Source organism: Leifsonia sp. GW821-FHT13C09 (genome assembly GCF_058806435.1).
Genome location: NZ_JBXAPS010000001.1, coordinates 577,932 through 593,390, shown reverse-complemented (window position 1 = coordinate 593,390; position 15,459 = coordinate 577,932). Strand labels below are relative to the sequence as shown.

19 protein-coding genes and 1 tRNA gene are annotated in these 15,459 nt (G+C 71.7%); 9 read left to right on the top strand and 11 right to left on the bottom strand.

Translation table 11 applies throughout. From position 1 onward, the window contains the following. Positions 1–68 precede the first annotated feature (68 nt). The 8 genes from obgE (at position 69) to AC1ROW_RS02775 (ending at position 6,528) form a co-directional block, all read left to right on the top strand. Entirely contained in the window at positions 69–1,631 is a 1,563-nt protein-coding gene (obgE, locus tag AC1ROW_RS02810; RefSeq protein WP_493017342.1) for a GTPase ObgE, read from the top strand. Next, entirely contained in the window at positions 1,628–2,449 is an 822-nt protein-coding gene (gene proB, locus AC1ROW_RS02805; protein WP_493017341.1) for a glutamate 5-kinase, read from the top strand. Before obgE ends, proB begins: the two co-directional genes overlap by 4 nt. 9 nt (positions 2,450–2,458) lie before the next feature. Continuing rightward, positions 2,459–3,742: a glutamate-5-semialdehyde dehydrogenase gene (locus tag AC1ROW_RS02800; RefSeq protein ID WP_493017340.1), complete on the top strand. Its 1,284-nt coding sequence runs from the start codon at positions 2,459–2,461 to the stop codon at positions 3,740–3,742. Between the two features lie 58 nt (positions 3,743–3,800). Beyond that, complete coding sequence (locus AC1ROW_RS02795) at positions 3,801–4,043, top strand: hypothetical protein (RefSeq protein WP_493017339.1); 243 nt, start codon at positions 3,801–3,803, stop codon at positions 4,041–4,043. Positions 4,044–4,068: 25 nt separating this feature from the next. Next, on the top strand, positions 4,069–4,671 hold the full coding sequence (gene nadD, locus AC1ROW_RS02790; RefSeq protein ID WP_493017338.1) for a nicotinate-nucleotide adenylyltransferase: 603 nt from the start codon (positions 4,069–4,071) through the stop codon (positions 4,669–4,671). Continuing rightward, positions 4,668–5,918, top strand: coding sequence for a hypothetical protein (locus tag AC1ROW_RS02785; protein WP_493017337.1), 1,251 nt, complete (start codon positions 4,668–4,670; stop codon positions 5,916–5,918). Before nadD ends, AC1ROW_RS02785 begins: the two co-directional genes overlap by 4 nt. A gap of 49 nt (positions 5,919–5,967) precedes the next feature. Beyond that, the gene (rsfS, locus tag AC1ROW_RS02780; protein ID WP_493017336.1) at positions 5,968–6,342 is read left to right on the top strand and encodes a ribosome silencing factor; all 375 of its coding nucleotides are present in this window, start codon (positions 5,968–5,970) and stop codon (positions 6,340–6,342) included. Between the two features lie 113 nt (positions 6,343–6,455). Further along, positions 6,456–6,528: transfer RNA gene (locus AC1ROW_RS02775), tRNA-Ala, on the top strand. 133 nt (positions 6,529–6,661) lie between these two features. Here the strand turns inward: AC1ROW_RS02775 and AC1ROW_RS02770 are convergent. The 9 genes from AC1ROW_RS02770 to AC1ROW_RS02730 form a co-directional block, all read right to left on the bottom strand. Then, on the bottom strand, positions 6,662–7,204 hold the full coding sequence (locus AC1ROW_RS02770) for a LysM peptidoglycan-binding domain-containing protein (protein WP_493017335.1): 543 nt from the start codon (positions 7,202–7,204) through the stop codon (positions 6,662–6,664). 144 nt (positions 7,205–7,348) lie between these two features. Continuing rightward, positions 7,349–7,669 carry a hypothetical protein gene (locus AC1ROW_RS02765; protein WP_493017334.1) on the bottom strand — a complete coding sequence of 107 codons (321 nt, stop codon included), beginning with the start codon at positions 7,667–7,669 and terminating at the stop codon, positions 7,349–7,351. Positions 7,670–7,850: 181 nt separating this feature from the next. Continuing rightward, positions 7,851–8,426 (bottom strand): signal peptidase I, encoded by a 576-nt coding sequence (locus tag AC1ROW_RS02760; protein ID WP_493017333.1) that lies wholly within the window; start codon positions 8,424–8,426, stop codon positions 7,851–7,853. Then, positions 8,407–9,090: a hypothetical protein gene (locus AC1ROW_RS02755; protein ID WP_493017332.1), complete on the bottom strand. Its 684-nt coding sequence runs from the start codon at positions 9,088–9,090 to the stop codon at positions 8,407–8,409. Before AC1ROW_RS02755 ends, AC1ROW_RS02760 begins: the two co-directional genes overlap by 20 nt. Then, positions 9,090–10,562, bottom strand: coding sequence for an RCC1 domain-containing protein (locus tag AC1ROW_RS02750; protein ID WP_493017331.1), 1,473 nt, complete (start codon positions 10,560–10,562; stop codon positions 9,090–9,092). Before AC1ROW_RS02750 ends, AC1ROW_RS02755 begins: the two co-directional genes overlap by 1 nt. After that, complete coding sequence (locus AC1ROW_RS02745) at positions 10,559–11,116, bottom strand: hypothetical protein (RefSeq protein WP_493017330.1); 558 nt, start codon at positions 11,114–11,116, stop codon at positions 10,559–10,561. Before AC1ROW_RS02745 ends, AC1ROW_RS02750 begins: the two co-directional genes overlap by 4 nt. Then, positions 11,113–11,742: a hypothetical protein gene (locus tag AC1ROW_RS02740; RefSeq protein ID WP_493017329.1), complete on the bottom strand. Its 630-nt coding sequence runs from the start codon at positions 11,740–11,742 to the stop codon at positions 11,113–11,115. Before AC1ROW_RS02740 ends, AC1ROW_RS02745 begins: the two co-directional genes overlap by 4 nt. Further along, complete coding sequence (locus tag AC1ROW_RS02735; RefSeq protein WP_493017328.1) at positions 11,739–12,326, bottom strand: hypothetical protein; 588 nt, start codon at positions 12,324–12,326, stop codon at positions 11,739–11,741. Before AC1ROW_RS02735 ends, AC1ROW_RS02740 begins: the two co-directional genes overlap by 4 nt. Before the next feature lie 4 nt (positions 12,327–12,330). Further along, positions 12,331–12,993 carry a hypothetical protein gene (locus AC1ROW_RS02730; RefSeq protein WP_493017327.1) on the bottom strand — a complete coding sequence of 221 codons (663 nt, stop codon included), beginning with the start codon at positions 12,991–12,993 and terminating at the stop codon, positions 12,331–12,333. 251 nt (positions 12,994–13,244) lie between these two features. Between AC1ROW_RS02730 and AC1ROW_RS02725 the strand changes: the two genes are divergently transcribed. Next, the gene (locus tag AC1ROW_RS02725; protein ID WP_493017326.1) at positions 13,245–14,594 is read left to right on the top strand and encodes an LCP family protein; all 1,350 of its coding nucleotides are present in this window, start codon (positions 13,245–13,247) and stop codon (positions 14,592–14,594) included. On the opposite strand, the gene AC1ROW_RS02720 is transcribed toward AC1ROW_RS02725, so the two are convergent. Further along, positions 14,595–14,801: a DUF6186 family protein gene (locus tag AC1ROW_RS02720; protein ID WP_493017325.1), complete on the bottom strand. Its 207-nt coding sequence runs from the start codon at positions 14,799–14,801 to the stop codon at positions 14,595–14,597. After that, a complete protein-coding gene (locus AC1ROW_RS02715; RefSeq protein WP_493017324.1) occupies positions 14,798–15,424 on the bottom strand; it encodes a hypothetical protein in 627 nt (208 codons plus the stop codon). Before AC1ROW_RS02715 ends, AC1ROW_RS02720 begins: the two co-directional genes overlap by 4 nt. Positions 15,425–15,459 lie beyond the last annotated feature (35 nt).

Below are 15,459 nucleotides of genomic sequence, written 5' to 3'. Positions count from 1 at the left end.
GCACTTCACGGATGGGCGGGCTTCGGCCCGCCCATCCGTCGTTTCACACACAACCGAGGAGCACCCTGATGGCCACGTTCGTGGACCGCGTGACACTGCATCTGCGCGCGGGCAACGGCGGAAACGGGTGTGTCTCGGTCCGTCGCGAGAAGTTCAAGCCGCTCGCCGGCCCCGACGGCGGAAACGGCGGCAACGGCGGTGACATCGTGCTCGTCGCCGACCCGCAGGTCACCACGCTGCTCGGCTACCACCGCCACCCGCACCGCGCCAGCGAGAACGGCGGCTTCGGGATGGGCGACCACCGGAGCGGCCACACCGGCGAAGTGCTAGAACTCCCAGTCCCGGTCGGCACCGTGGTCAAGTCGGCCGACGGCGAGGAGCTCGTCGACCTGACAGAGCCCGGCATGCGGTTCGTCGCGGCCGCCGGTGGTCTCGGCGGGCTCGGCAACGCCGCCCTCGCCACCCAGAAGCGCAAGGCACCCGGGTTCGCGCTGCTCGGCACGCCCGGCTGGGAGGGCGACGTCCTCCTCGAGCTGAAGACCGTCGCCGACGTCGCGCTCGTCGGTTACCCGTCCGCCGGCAAGTCGAGCCTGATCGCCGCCCTGTCGGCGGCCAAGCCGAAGATCGCGGACTACCCGTTCACCACGCTGCACCCCAATCTCGGCGTCGTGCAGGCGGGCGATGTCCGCTACACCGTCGCCGACGTCCCCGGCCTCATCGAGGGCGCGAGCGAGGGACGCGGGCTGGGCCTCGAGTTCCTGCGCCACGTCGAACGCTGCTCCGCGCTGCTGCACGTGCTCGACTGCGCCACGCTGGAGCCCGGTCGCGACCCGCTGAGCGACCTGGAGGTCATCCTCGGCGAGCTGGCGGCCTATCCCGTTCCGGACGGCCAGATCCCGCTGCTGGAGCGCCCGCAGCTCATCGCGCTCAACAAGATCGATGTCCCGGACGCCCGCGAGCTGGCGGACTTCGTCCGTCCCGACCTGGAGGCGCGCGGTTACCGCGTGTTCGAGATCTCCACGGTCAGCCACGAGGGCCTGCGCGCGCTGTCGTTCGCGCTGGCCGAGCTGGTCGAGGAGGCACGGAAGGCGGAGGCCGCCGAGGCGGAGATCCGGCCGCGCATCGTCATCCGGCCCAAGGCCGTGGACGACGCCGGTTTCACCGTCAAGGTAGAAGGCGGCTCGGACGGCCCGGTCTACCGGATCCTGGGCGCGAAGCCCGAGCGCTGGGTCGCCCAGACCGACTTCGCCAACGACGAGGCCGTCGGCTACCTCGCCGACCGGCTCGCCAAGCTCGGCGTCGAGGATCGCCTGTTCACCGCGGGCGCCGTCGCGGGCTCGACGGTCGTCATCGGCCGCGACAACGGCGTGGTGTTCGACTGGGAGCCCACGCTGACCTCCACCGCCGAGCTGATCACGGCGCCGCGCGGCACGGACGCGCGCATCGACCAGAGTGCGCGTCCCACCCGCGCGCAGCGCCGCGAGGACTACTTCGACCGGATGGACGGCAAGGCCGAGGCCCGCGCCGAGCTCCTCCGCGAGAAGGAGGCCGGCCTCTGGCAGGACGACGACTACGACGACTACGACGGCCAGGACTCCGGCGTGTCGAGCGAGGAGACGGGCAGGGAATGACGATCGACGAGCGCGCCCAGGTCCCCACCGCCCGGCGGATCGTCGTCAAGGTCGGCTCCTCGTCGATCAGCGGCGAGAACGCGGGGCAGATCGGCCCGCTCGTCGATGCCCTCGCCGAGGCTCACGGCCGCGGCTCGCAGGTCATCCTGGTGTCGTCCGGCGCGATCGCCACCGGCATCCCGTATCTCGCGCTCGACGGCCGTCCCACCGACCTGGCCACCCAGCAGGCCGCCGCCGCGGTCGGCCAGAACGTGCTGATCTACCGCTATCAGGACAGCCTGGACCGCTACGAGATCGTCGCCGGCCAGGTGCTGCTGACCGCGGGCGACCTGGAGAACCCGACCCACCGCAGCAACGCCAAGCGCGCGATGGAGCGGCTGCTCGACCTGCGCATCCTGCCCATCGTCAACGAGAACGACACCGTCGCCACCCACGAGATCCGGTTCGGTGACAACGACCGGCTCGCCGCGCTGGTGGCGCTGCTGGTGGAGGCCGACCTCCTCGTGCTGCTTTCGGACGTCGACGCGCTCTACACCAAGCCTCCGCAGGAGCCCGGCGCCGAGCGCATCGGGTACGTCGGCTGGGGCGATGAGCTCGCCGGCGTGGAGATCGGCTCGACCGGGCTGTCCGGCGTCGGCACCGGGGGAGCGCTGACCAAGGTGTCGGCCGCCCGCCAGGCCGCTGAGCGCGGGACCGCCGTCATCCTCACCGCGACGACGCTCGTCGCCGAGGCGCTGCGCGGCGAGGCCGTCGGGACGTGGTTCGCCCCGTCCCCGAGCGCGGACGACGCCGAGGCCGCGCAGGCCGCAACGGCTTAGACTTGACGCATGTCCTCGACCGTCGCCGCCCCCACCTCGTCTGCCGATCGGAGCCTGGCCGATCGTCTCGCCGCCGCGAAGGCCGCGTCGCTGCCGCTGGCGACCGCGACGACCGAGCAGAAGAACGCCGCGCTGCGCGCGATCGCGGAGGGCGTGCTCGCGGCGGAGCGGAGCATCCTCGCCGCCAACGAGCTCGACCTCGCCAACGGGCGTGAGAACGGGCTCTCCGCGGGCCTGCTCGACCGGCTGACCCTGACCCCGTCCCGGCTGGAGAGACTCGCGGACGCGGTGCTGGAGGTCGTCGGCCTCACCGACCCGGTCGGTCAGGTGGTGCGCGGCAGCGACCTCCCGAACGGCGTGAAGATCGCCGAGACCCGGGTGCCGTTCGGCGTCGTCGGTGCGATCTACGAGGCGCGCCCGAACGTCACCATCGACATCGCGTCGCTCGCCATCAAGAGCGGCAACGCGGTCGTCCTGCGCGGCGGCACCGCGGCCCTCAACACCAACGCCGTTCTGGTGGAGGTCGTCCGCGACGCCCTCGCGAGCGCCGGGCTCCCGGCCGACGCCGCGCAGACCATCGACGAGTTCGGCCGCGACGGGGCGAACGAGCTGATGCGCGCCCGCGGCCTGGTCGACGTGCTGATCCCGCGGGGGAGCGCCGACCTCATCCAGGCCGTCGTCACGCAGTCGAGCGTCCCGGTGATCGAGACCGGCGCCGGCGTCGTCCACATCGTGCTGGATGAGAGCGCGCGCGAGGACTGGGCGGTCGACATCGTTCGCAACGCCAAGGTCCAGCGCCCCAGCGTCTGCAACGCCGTCGAGACCCTGCTCGTGCACCGGAACGCCGCGGAGCGCCTGCTGCCCGCCGTGCTCGCGTCGCTCGCGGAGGCCGGCGTCACGATCCACGCCGACGAGACCGCCCTGCCGTACGCGCCGGGCGGGGTTCCCGTCACCGACGAGGACTACGCGACCGAGCACATGAGCCTCGACATCTCGGTGCGGGTCGTCGACGACCTGGACGCGGCGATCGCGCACATCCGCCGCTACTCCACGCAGCACACCGAGGCGATCGTCACCAACGACCTCGGCAACGCCGAGCGCTTCCTCGCTGAGGTGGACTCGGCCGTCGTCATGGTCAACGCCTCTACCCGCTTCACCGACGGCGGGGAGTTCGGCTTCGGCGCGGAGGTCGGGATCTCGACGCAGAAGCTGCACGCCCGCGGTCCGATGGGGCTGCCCGAGCTGACCAGCACCAAGTGGATCGTCCGCGGGTCCGGCCAGATCCGCCGGTGAGCGACCGCTAGACTGAGGAACGGCCTCGCGCCGCAACGCCCCGAAAGGAACACCACCGATGTCCCAGTTGACGACCATCATCGCCGCGGCCGCGGCGGAGACCCACGTCGAGCTGCCCATGCCCACCTGGGCGTACGGCACGATCGCGATCGTCACCTTCCTCTGCCTGCTCGGTGTCATGTTCAGCTTCCGCGACGTGGCCAACCGCCACAGCCACCGCTCGGCCGCCGACGCCGCGTCGCACGCCGGCGCCCCGGGCGCCACCCACCACGGCACCGGCCACCCGACCCAGGGGCACTGAGGCTCCCGCCGAGCCGCCCCGGCACATGCAGCTCACCGAGAAGAGCCGTCCACGCATCGGCGTGATGGGCGGCACGTTCGACCCGATCCATCACGGCCACCTGGTCGCCGCGAGCGAGGTCGCGCAGTCGTTCGACCTGGACGAGGTCGTCTTCGTGCCCACCGGCCGGCCGTGGCAGAAGGGCGAGGTGACGTCCGCCGAGCACCGCTATCTGATGACGGTGATCGCCACGGCCTCCAATCCGCGGTTCACGGTCAGCCGGGTCGACGTCGACCGCGTCGGGCCCACGTACACGATCGACACCCTCCGCGACCTGCGCGAGGAGCGACCGGACGCGGAACTCTTCTTCATCACCGGCGCCGACGCCATCGCGCAGATCCTGAGCTGGCGCGACATCGACGAGCTCTGGAAGCTCGCGCACTTCGTTGCTGTGAGTCGCCCGGGACACGACCTCAATATTTCTGGATTGCCGAAACAGGACGTAAGCTTGTTGGAAGTTCCGGCCCTGGCGATCTCGTCCACCGACTGCCGGAGCCGGGTGAGCAGGGGATTCCCCGTCTGGTACCTCGTCCCCGACGGGGTGGTCCAGTACATCTCCAAACATCACTTGTATCGGAGCGTGGAATGACGTCATGGCCTGAACAGCCAGCGGAAGCGAGCCAGCCGCCGCAGACACGGCGACAGGCCAGAGAGAGTGAGCGTACGGCGGCCCGTCAAGCGGCGCGCCGGGCGGGCACCTCCGAGTCGACCCCGGCGGGGGAGATCCCCAAGACGTCGTCGACGCCCGGCGCCCCGAGCGCCCGTCCCTCGGACGAGGAGCAGGCTCCCGCCATCCCCGCATCCGCGTTCGCCGAGCCCGGCGTCTCCTCGGGTGGAAGCTTCGACAACCTCCTGTTCAGTGCTCCGAAGCGCCCGGCCGCCGACTCCAGTGCCGACGCCACGTCGTTCGACCTGTTCCGCCAGGCGCCGGACACGTCCAAGCCGGAGCCGGTGACGCAGCCGATGTCCGTGCTGCCTGGCGCCGCGTCGGCCCCCGTCCGCGCGACCTCCCCGCAGACCACCACGCCCGCTTCGTCCGCCGCGCCGGACGAGGACTCCGACCCGACCGGCGAGCGCACGCTCACCCGTCGCGAGCTGCGGGCGATGCTGCAGGCGCAGGCGGCGAACCAGCAGGCGAACCACTCGCCGGCCATCGCCGAGCCGATCGTCCCCGTCGCCTTCACCGACGAGGGGGCGCCCGCTCCTGTCGCCGCGGCGCCGCAGGCCGACACCGGGGTGACCTCCTCGCCGACCTCCGTCTTCACGGCGTTCGGCGCGCCGGCTCCCGCCACTCCGGCGCCGGCCGCTGCGCCCGCCGCTGCCGAGGGCGAGGAGGACACCTCTGGCCAGGAGCGCCGCCCATTCACGCCGCCCACCGGTCACTGGTCGACCGCGGCAGAGTTGGAGGACGGCTCCGAGCCGATCACCTCCCGCAACGTGGGCCACTCGACGGCGGCGACCACCACGAACGCGCTCATCCTCCCGTCGCTGCCGCAGGTGGACGCGACCGGGCCGCTGACGAGCACCGGCGAGATCCTGGTCACCGGCTCGATCGACCTCCCGCGCACGCTCGGGGCGACCGGGGCCCACGACCGCATCGACTCCTCCGACATCGACCGGCTGCTGGACAGCGAGGAGAACGAGTTCAACACCTCCGAGGTCGCGCCGGTGCGCGCATCCCGCGCGATCAGTACGCACACGTCGACGCGCGGCGTGATCGCCCCGCCGAAGAAGCGCGGCAACGCGCTGCCGGTGGTGCTCATGGTGACCGCGGGCGTGCTCGCCGTCGGCGTGATCGGCCTGCTGATCGCGGCGTACGTGCTGCACGTGTTCTGATGACCCGCGCGCCCCTCTTCTCGACCCGCTCTCTTCCGAAGGACTCTCTGTGACCGCATCCCCGCACGCCCGGGAAATCCTCCAGCTCGCGGCAGCCGCCGCCGACTCGAAGGGCGGCATCGACCTGGTGGCGCTCGACGTCTCCGGTCCCCTGCCCCTGACGGACGCGTTCCTCCTGGTGTCCGGCTCGGTCGAGCGCAACGTGATCGCGATCGCCTCGGAGGTGGAGGACCGCCTGAACGACGCGGGTGTCCGCACGCTCCGCCGCGAGGGCAAGGCGGAGGGCCGCTGGATCCTCCTCGACTTCGGCGACCTGGTGGTGCACGTCTTCCACGAGGAGGACCGCATGTACTACGCCCTCGAACGCCTCTGGAAGGACTGCCCGGTCCTCCCGCTCGAGCTGCCCGTCCACACCGCGGAGTAGCGACCGGGCGCACACGCCCGGGCTGCGCGGCCGATTTACGTTGCGCCGCCCGCGTGTAGTACGCTGAATGAGTTGCCCGGGGGAGCCCGGTGAACGCGGAATAAATTCAATACGGGTCTGTGGCGCAGCTGGTAGCGCACCTGCATGGCATGCAGGGGGTCAGGGGTTCGAGTCCCCTCAGATCCACCGAAAACCCCGGTAGGGCGCGGTATCCGCGAACCACCGGGGTTCTTTTTTGGGCTCGGGCGTCCGTCCCCGGTCAGGTGCGCTCCGAGCGAGGACTCGTCCTCGCGAGCGGACCGCTGGCTGTACGCGTGACTCATCGTTGCGGCACGTGCGGATCCGGGAGCCGGTCCAGGTGGTGATAGACGACGCCGTTCTGGTTGCCGACGCTCGTGATCGTCGCGGGGTCGAGGTTGATGGTGTCGCCGACGTAGACCGCTGTCACATCGTCGCGGCGGACAGCGTTGATCGCGGTCAGGTATGCCGTGCCCACATCGAACCGCTTGGCGATGAACTCCCAGATGTCGCCGGGTGCGACCACGTACGCCACCGGCACTCCCTTGCTGTTCACTTCGACTGTTCCGGTGGCGTACTGGATCGGGCCGCAATCGACCGGCTGCTGAGCCTCGCTGTAGTAGTCGCGCTCCCAGAAGCCCCAGCCGACGCACGCGGCGGCCGTCGTGACCGGGGTGGGCGTGGGGGTCGCCGCGAACGATGCGGCGGCGGACGGCGTCGGGGGATGGCCGGCCGTGTGCACCAGCAGCGGCGTGTGAGCGGCCTGCGCACATCCTGACACCGTTCCTGACACCGCGAGCAGGAGTGCGCCGGCGAGCGCCGCCGCCGTGAGCCGTTGTGACATCGTCCCCCCGGGTGTCGACTGATCGCCAGCGTAGCGGCCGACGCGTCCGCGCGCAGCGTTTGGCGGTCCGGGCTGACGGGAGACCCACGCCGCACATCCCCCCGGTGCGACGCGGGCCTCGGCCGACGCGATCGCCGTCCCGCCTCAGGCGCGGGTCCGGGTCGCGTCGGCGGCCTCGACCTCCGTTGGGGGAGGCAGGGGCGCTTGTTCGGAGACCGCCCTGGCCGGCGCGTCGACCTCGACCAGGTGCAGGACGGCCTCCTCGAGCAGCAGCACGATGACCATCGGCTCGCGTTTCGTCCACGCGTTGACGATGAACCCGAGGCCGGACTTCGTGATGGTGCCGACGCATTCAGCCGACCCGGTGCGCTCCCGGAACAGCAGCCAGCGGTCGCCCTCGTAGAGGCTGTAGCTCCTGCCATCCACCGTGAACCGCTCGGCCAGCTCCAGCACCATGTCGGTCACCCACTTCCCCGCGCGGCTGAAGGCGACAGGTGAACTGAGCACGGTTCGGGCCCGACGCACTTCGGCCGTGTGTACGACACGGCTATCGTAGGCCGTCCCGGGGCGGTGGTGCCAAGCCTTCCCGCGCGGATCCGTGCGAGGTGGATGGCCGGTGCGCTCTCCGGATCGGCTCCGCCGATGCTCACTCCGCCGCGACCGGTGGCGCCTCCCGGCGGGCGCCCGCGTGCCGCGAGGCGGCCTTCGGCCGGCGCCGCGCGAACACGATCACCGCGACGAGCGCCGCCACGTAGGTCGCCACCGCCGCGATTCCGAGCGGCGTGCGGGCGGCGAGCGCGATGGTGCCGGCGACAGGGATGACCCCGACGAAGCTGCCCACGGAGGAGACCACGTACGGCAGCGGGTCCTCCGTCGCGTTGGCGTCACCCTTCAGGCGCAGCGTCGTCACGCTGCCCTTCGTGGTGGCTTCTGTGACCCGGTGGGTGATCAGGCCGGTGCCGCCGTCCTGACGGGGGACCGTGACGATGTCTCCCTTCACCGCCTCCGACGCGGGCATGGCGCGGTAGAAGATCAGCGACCCGACCGGGAGTTTTGGCTCCATCGAGCCGGAGATCACAACGACGGGGCGCAGGCCGAACACGGCGCAGACGGCGACGGTCACGATCGCGACCACCCCGAGCGCCGCCGAGAACGTGAGCAGGGCCGAGCCGAGCCACTGCCACGCCGAACGGCGCGGTCTCTCACGGCGTCGAGCTGCCATCGAACTCCACCTCCAATGCGCTCCGGCCACCGTTGTAGGCGGCGGTCTCCGGGGTGTCCACGTAGAACAGGGTGATGCTGAGGTCGTGCCGGCTGCCGGCGCTGCCGGCCACCCAGGCGGCGCCGTCCGAGAGCGCCGGCGCCCCGCGAGCCGCCAGGCGCCCGATCACACCGGTCGCCGACGCGACCGTGGCGCCCTGGCTGGGGTCCGTCGCGCTGCCGCCGACCAGGAGGGACCCGGTCGTCGTGTCGACGACGGTGACGCGCAGGAACGGCGTGATGTTGGGGCTGGCGCCGACCTGGCCGGTGCCGGCCGCGTCCGACGGTTTGACCGCCACGGTCAGGGCGGCGGCGAGCTGCGGGGAGTTGTTGGCGACGCCGAGCTCGACCGTCACCGAGCGGCCGGGCACGAAGCTGTCGTCGCCGGCGATGGGGACCGCGACGCCCTGCCCGGGCTGCGCTTGGGCGATGTTCCCATCCGGGAGGACGGAGACGATGTCGAAGGTCGCGCCCCCGACGCCGTGCGGCCCGACGTTCAGTCCGGCCCGGTCGGTGAACGCGCTCACGGTCTGGCCGACCGTGAAGAGCGCGGCCGCGAGCACGATCGTGCCGCCGGCGACGGTGGCGAGGGCGATCCGCCTGCTTGGTGTCTTCCGGTGCTTCATCACGACCCCGGCGGAATCATCGTCGTCAGGCCCTGGACCGCATTCGTCGGGACGGTGTTGCCCGCCCACGCGTTGATGATCGAGGAGTACGTGTTGTTGTTGCCGCCCCCTGTGCTGCCGCCCCAGTTCACGAACGAGCCGTCCGCGTTGAGCGCGGTCCCGGAGTAGCCGAACGCGCCGACGGCGGTCACGCTGCTGCCGAGCGGGGCGAGCTGGACGGGAGTGATCTGGTTCGTCGTCGACGGCGTACCGAGGGCGGGGTCCGGCCCCCGGCCGAACGAGTAGCGGCCGTAGACATAGACCTGGCCGGACTCGCCGAGCACTTCGACGTAGTCCTGGCTGGGCGCGACGGCCTTCACAGGATCGTCGTTCGGCAGCGTCAGCGCGATCGGCGTGGCGCTGACGACGCCGGAGACGTAGGCGCGGCCGGTGCCGTAGTTGGTCGCGTCGCCCCAGGTCACCAGGTGGCCGCCGTCGAAGACGAGCTGGTTGCCGTAGTAGTGGCCGGTGAGCGAGGTGATCGTGCACGTGTCGGCGGCCGAGCCCATGACGACGCCCACGCTGTCGCACCCGGATTGCGCGAACGGCGACAGGAACGTCGACCGGAACGGGGCGTTCCGGTTCGTGCCGAGATTGTCACCGGACGGGTCGGACGCGAAGGACGACCCAGCGTTCGCCCAGCCCCACCAGAACACGCCCGTGGTCTGGTCGTTGGCGTCGAAGTTCCCGCGGATGGCCCAGCCGTTCCACATCCCCGCGCCGATGCTGTGCACGCCGGACATGATCAGCGACGGCGTCGGGGACGACGCGGTCGGTGTGCCCTGGCCGGTGATCCCGCGCGCCTGGGCGTAGCCCCAGGTGTAGAGGTCGCCGGTGCCGGTCAGCGCCATGAAGACGCCGGACGACGAGCGGAGGTCGACCACCGTTCCGGGGATCGAGACCGCTCCCGGCTGCGTATACGGGATCGGCGTGCTCGGTCGTCCCATCACGTTGTTCGAGCTGCTGCCGCCCCAGGTGTAGACCCGTCCGTCGTCGGACAGCGCCGCCAGCCCGGTGTAGTTGATGTCGGTGGGGTAGTAGTTGTCGAGGCTCGTGCCGGCGACCTTCGCGATGTAGCGGTGGTTCGGGCCGGTGTATCCGTCGTTGGGGAGGATGACCGGCGTCGGCGGCGCGTTCGACGGGACCGTCGGCGTGCCGTTTCCGGCCAGCCCGTTGCCACGGAAGCCCCAGACCCACAACGTCCCGTCGTCCTGCAGCGCGGTCGCGGTGTTGGCCAGGTAGGTGTCCGTCGGGACCAGCCGCGTCGACCGCGTAAGCAGCGGCGTCTGGGTCGGGGAGGTCTCCGCCCGGGCCGTGTCCGTGTAGGCGGCGGTGGTGGCCGGCACCGCCGCCAGCGGTACGACGGCGACGGCCACGAGGGCGAGCGCCGCGCCTACGCGCCGGCCGGTCCGCTTCAGTACGCGTCTGTTCATAGCTGTTCACTCGGCTTTCGTCGTCGGAGACGGAGCAGGACGCCCGCGCCGATGAGCGCGAGGGGGACGCCGACGCCGATCACCGTCAGCCCGGTGTCGGCGAGCGGTGGCGGCGCCGGTTCGGACGCCAGCGAGCTGAGCCGGATGGTGAGCTGGGCGCTCCGGCCCTGGTACTCGTTCCCGGCTGCCGCCGAGAGGACCACGTCGCCGGACACCGCCTTCGCGCCGCCGCCGGCGACGGCGCCGAGCCGCACCGGGGCGCCGCCGATCAGCCGGCGCAGCGGAGTCTGCGGGATGACGGTGGCTCCGTCGACCCGCACGCTCACCTGGAGCGCGTCGTCGATCGTCGCCGCGGCGCCGGAGACGTCCAGCACGTCGAGGTAGACCGTCGAGGCGGAGGACGCCGGGTTCTGCACGGTGGCCGACCACGTCGTCTGGTGGCCGGGCCCCGGCATCTGCAGAGTGACGAGCTGGGCCGGCCCGGCGGCGGCGGCCGGTTGGACTCCGGCGAGCGCGAGCAGCAGGACAGCGGCGATGATGATGGGCCTTATCACGACGTGCTCCCGTCGAACCGGACGCCGAGCACGAGGGTGCGGTTGAAGACATAGGGGTTGCCGAGCGCGTGCGGCAGGGTGACCTGCACCTCGATGGTCTTCGGCGCCGACGGCGTCCAGCCGGTGATGACCGGTGGAGAGGCATCGATGGCGACCGCGGTGGACCCGCTCACGACGGCGTTCCCGTCCACCGTGATCGTGTAGAGCGCGTAGTCGTACGGGTCGGCGCCGGGCCCGGTGCTCCCCGGGTCGCTCGGCCGCGTGCCCGGGAACGCGTTGTACAGCGTGACCCGCACGGGGCCGGTCGCCGGGGTCGTGGTGACGACCTGCATGTCGACCTTCGCCGGGGCGTCGAAGGTGATCGCGCCGCTCCCGGAGCTGTCGAGCGCGAAGGGGGTGGGATCGCCCTCCTGGACCGCTCCTCCCGCGTCGAGGAAGGCGATGTTGTAGCTGCCGCCGACGGCGCCGTCCGTCCCGAGCCCCGGCGCCGACCGGTCGGTGAACGCGGCGGAGGTGGTGCCGACGGCGGAGACGCCGAGGACGACGCTGAGGCCGAGCAGGCCGGTCGCGGCCAGCGCGCCGCGCCGGGCGTTGCTTCCCGAGCGGTTGGCCCGGCGCGCGCTCACAGGCTCACCCCCGTGAACATGAGCTGGATCGGGGTCGTCGTTCCGTTCACCGACGCCGGCACGCCGGCCGGCAGGGCGACCTCGACGTCCAGCACCCGGTCCGCGCCGGGGGCGGTGGATCCGGTGAGCGGAATGTCCGCCGCGCCGGTGGGCGGTACTGCGGCCGCGTACACGTGGCCTCCTTCGGAGATGGTGAAGCGCAGCTCGGGGAACAGGGGGTTCGGGGCGGCCGGATCGATCAGGTGGACGCTGATCGATCCGGCCAGTCTCGGGCTGTTGTTGCGCACGGCGACGCGGGCCTGGACGGAGGTGCCCGGCTCCAGGACCGTGGCCGGTAGCGCGACGACGACCGGGTCGGGACGGCCCTGCTGCCATTCGGCGGGGGCTGGCTGCCAGCCGGGCACATCGCTGCCCGCGACCTGCAGGTCGAAGGTGTTCTCGCTGCCGTCCAGCGCCACGACGACGTCGGACCAGTTCACTGTGCTGGCGGCGGTGAAGGCGATCGCCGAAGCGACGCAGACTCCCGCGGCGGACAGTGCGGGCCGACGCCACCGTGGGCGCGTGCGCAAGGGGCTCGAGCTCATCGGATCAGATCGACGTACCGTTGAACTGCGCCTGGATGAACGCCTTCGAGCCGTTCAGGCTGTTGTCGGTGAACGAGGCCCCGGACTCCGCCTGCGTGAGCAGCCGCACCGAGATCGTCACGTCGGACACCTCGCCGGCCGCGAGCTCGTTGAGCGTCAGCGAGCTGAGCTGCGCGTAGGTCTGGTCGGTGACGCTGATCGGCGCGGCGCCGAGCGACGTGGCCGGCATCGAGACGTCGAACCGCAGGCTGGACAGATAGTTCGGGTCGGTGACGTCCGCTCCGCTGTCCGGGAGCTGCGCGAGCCCCAGCGTCAGCGTCGAGTTCAGCGTGGCGGACGCGTTCCGGACGGGGATGTCGACCGAGATCGGCGCGCTGCCCGGGAAGATCGTGTTCGCTCCGACGATCTCGATCGGGGCGCCCGCCGGGGTGTTCGCCTCCTGCCACGACCCCGGGATCTGCGCGCCGGTGACGGGGTCGGTGTCGACCACCTGGATGTTGTACTGGTCGGCGCCGATCCCGTTCGCCCCGAGGTTGAGGTTCGCGAAATCGGTGAAGGCGGCGGCGGTGACTCCGGCCGCGATCGCGACGACGGCGCCGAGGCCGATCACCGCCTTGGTCCTTCTGGACAGGCCGCGCTTCTCGGGCGCGGCGGCTTCCTGCGTCATTGTTCTCCCTCAGGGTCGGAGACGGCCTCGCCGTCGTCAGGGACGTGACGGTAGCACCGCGGTTCTCGGCCGCTCCGGCGCGGAAATCCGGGATTCTTCGGTGCGGGCGGCAGCACCCTCGCGGGGCGCGGCCGGGAAGTCGTCTGGGGTTTCACCCGCCCCTCGCGGGCGGCGAGGCGGCCCCCACCCGAAAGCGCGGATCGCTTAGTATTCAGCCAGTTCACGTTCGACGAACCGCCCGGGGGATCCGCATGACCGACCTGCCACGCCGTCAGCAGCGTGCCAGCGGGCCCGCGCCGGTGCGGCACGGGAGGCTGCCCCGGCGCACGCTGCTCTCCTCCGTCCTCACGCTGCTCGCCGCCGCCGTCGCGGTCGTCGTCGTCAGCGGCTTCTCGCTGGCCGCGTTCGCGGTGTGGGACGTCGCCCGGTCGGTGAAGCACGGCGTCACCCTGGTCGCGCTGCCGGGGCACTCGGCCATTCCGCAGGGCATCCCGAACGTGGGGGCCATCCCGGGCGGCGTCAACCTGCTGCTGGCCGGGACGGACAGCCGCTCCGGCCTCGGCGGCGTCTACAACTCGACGGCCGAGCAGGACGCCAGCTCGGGCGCGGGCAACAACGACGTCACGATGCTGCTGCACATCGCGCAGGACCACAAGAGCATGATGGTGGTCAGCTTCCCGCGCGACCTCATGGTGCGCATCCCGACCTGCCCGGCGCCGGACGGCACCGGGACGGTGAGCGGGTCGTCGTCCGCGATGTTCAACACGGCCCTCTCTCGCGGTGGCCTCGCTTGCGTCGTGCTCACGGTCGAGAAGCTCACCGGTGCGACGATCCCGTTCGCCGCCGTCATCAACTTCAACGGTGTGAGCGCGATGTCCACGGCGGTCGGCGGTGTGACGGTGTGCCTGGCCTCGAAGGTGAAGGACGCCTACACCAACCCGCCGCTCGACCTCCCGGCGGGGCAGAACACGCTCGTCGGGGACGAGGCGCTCTCCTTCCTGCGCAGCCGGCACGGCGTCGGAGACGGCAGCGACCTCGGCCGGATCTCCAACCAGCAGGTGTTCCTGTCCGCGCTGGCGCGCAAGATCGTCAGCGGGGGAGTGCTCGGCAACCCGGTCCAGCTCTACGCGCTCGCCAAGGCCGCCGTCCAGAACGTCACGCCGTCGGACACCCTCACGGACCCGACGACGCTGGTGGAGATCGCGCTCGCACTCAAGGACACCGGGCTGCAGAACATGGTCTTCCTGCAGTACCCCGCGGTGACGGACCCGGACGACGTCAACCGGGTGATCCCGGACGAGGAGGCCTCCGCGGCGGTGAACACCGCGCTGGTGAACGATCAGCCGGTGACCCTCACCGGCACCACCGGACGTGCGGCGGAGGACCCGAACGCGACGGCGACCCCGACCCCCTCGCCGAGCGCGTCCACGACGGCGGCCCCGGCCCCGACCGGCCAGAACGGCACGAACAGCCCGACGACCTCGAACGGCCCGACAGGAGGGACGCCCGCGCCGACGAACACGTCCGGAGCGGTCGAGCTGCCCTCGACCGTCACGGGCCAGACGGCCGCTCAGCAGACCTGCACCAAGGGGAACGACTAGTCACACCGTCGGCGGCGTGACGAGGAAGTGCCAGCCGATCCACCACCAGAACAGCAGGATGGTGACCCGCGCCGCGCGGTCGGCCATGACGCGGTCGAGGAGGCTGCCGAGCGGTGCGATCCGGTCGGGACGGCGCCGGGACTGGACGGCGAGCGCCACGATCAGGAGGCCGCACAGCACGAAGCCGCCGATGGTGACCCACCTCATGACGACCTCCCGCGGCGCAGCAGCGCGTACCCGCCGAGCAGCCAGCAGGCGACCAGCAGCGCCCGCGCGGGCGGCCAGGCCAGCACCGGGTCGAGCAGGTCGGAGAGCGCCGGGTAGGCGTTCTCGCTGCCCGTCAGGTCGCGGCCGAGGAAGAACACGCCGATCTCCCACAGGCAGCCGGCGACCAGGACGATCGACCACAGGATCGCCGCCCGGCGCACCGCCGCGCCGGGCGGCCCCGGGTCCGAGCGAGACCGCTCGGCCCACGCCACGGGCAGCAGCAGCACGCCGAGCCCGACGACGATGGCCGCGTCCGCCGAGCCGTAGAGCGGCGTGAAGCCGAGGGCCAGGGCGGCGACCGCGATCAGCGTCCCGGCGATGACGCGGCGCGAGACGGTGTCGCGGTCGGCGGGCATCCGGAGCGGGATGCGGAGCCAGCCCAGCGCGTCGAGCATGAGCACGACGGCCCCCGCGGCGTAGAGAGCGGAGTCCACGGGCGCGCCCCGCACTGCGTGGAAGACCGCGGTGATCACGAGCACCCCGATCCACCCGGCCCGCATGATGGTCGTCGGGGTGAGGCGACGCCGACCGGAGGACCGCTCGGAGTGCGACAGCTCTGACACGGGGGAAACGGTACGCCCGACGCGCGTGCTTGCGC

What these genes read in the sequence shown, in the direction of transcription:
- obgE (WP_493017342.1), top strand. Translation starts at nt 69, where the DNA reads ATGGCCACGTTCGTGGACCGCGTGACACTGCATCTGCGCGCGGGCAAC.
- proB (WP_493017341.1), top strand. Translation starts at nt 1,628, where the DNA reads ATGACGATCGACGAGCGCGCCCAGGTCCCCACCGCCCGGCGGATCGTC.
- AC1ROW_RS02800 (WP_493017340.1), top strand. Translation starts at nt 2,459, where the DNA reads ATGTCCTCGACCGTCGCCGCCCCCACCTCGTCTGCCGATCGGAGCCTG.
- AC1ROW_RS02795 (WP_493017339.1), top strand. Translation starts at nt 3,801, where the DNA reads ATGTCCCAGTTGACGACCATCATCGCCGCGGCCGCGGCGGAGACCCAC.
- nadD (WP_493017338.1), top strand. Translation starts at nt 4,069, where the DNA reads ATGCAGCTCACCGAGAAGAGCCGTCCACGCATCGGCGTGATGGGCGGC.
- AC1ROW_RS02785 (WP_493017337.1), top strand. Translation starts at nt 4,668, where the DNA reads ATGACGTCATGGCCTGAACAGCCAGCGGAAGCGAGCCAGCCGCCGCAG.
- AC1ROW_RS02770 (WP_493017335.1), bottom strand. Translation starts at nt 7,204, where the DNA reads ATGTCACAACGGCTCACGGCGGCGGCGCTCGCCGGCGCACTCCTGCTC.
- AC1ROW_RS02760 (WP_493017333.1), bottom strand. Translation starts at nt 8,426, where the DNA reads ATGGCAGCTCGACGCCGTGAGAGACCGCGCCGTTCGGCGTGGCAGTGG.
- AC1ROW_RS02755 (WP_493017332.1), bottom strand. Translation starts at nt 9,090, where the DNA reads ATGAAGCACCGGAAGACACCAAGCAGGCGGATCGCCCTCGCCACCGTC.
- AC1ROW_RS02750 (WP_493017331.1), bottom strand. Translation starts at nt 10,562, where the DNA reads ATGAACAGACGCGTACTGAAGCGGACCGGCCGGCGCGTAGGCGCGGCG.
- AC1ROW_RS02735 (WP_493017328.1), bottom strand. Translation starts at nt 12,326, where the DNA reads ATGAGCTCGAGCCCCTTGCGCACGCGCCCACGGTGGCGTCGGCCCGCA.
- AC1ROW_RS02730 (WP_493017327.1), bottom strand. Translation starts at nt 12,993, where the DNA reads ATGACGCAGGAAGCCGCCGCGCCCGAGAAGCGCGGCCTGTCCAGAAGG.
- AC1ROW_RS02725 (WP_493017326.1), top strand. Translation starts at nt 13,245, where the DNA reads ATGACCGACCTGCCACGCCGTCAGCAGCGTGCCAGCGGGCCCGCGCCG.
- AC1ROW_RS02720 (WP_493017325.1), bottom strand. Translation starts at nt 14,801, where the DNA reads ATGAGGTGGGTCACCATCGGCGGCTTCGTGCTGTGCGGCCTCCTGATC.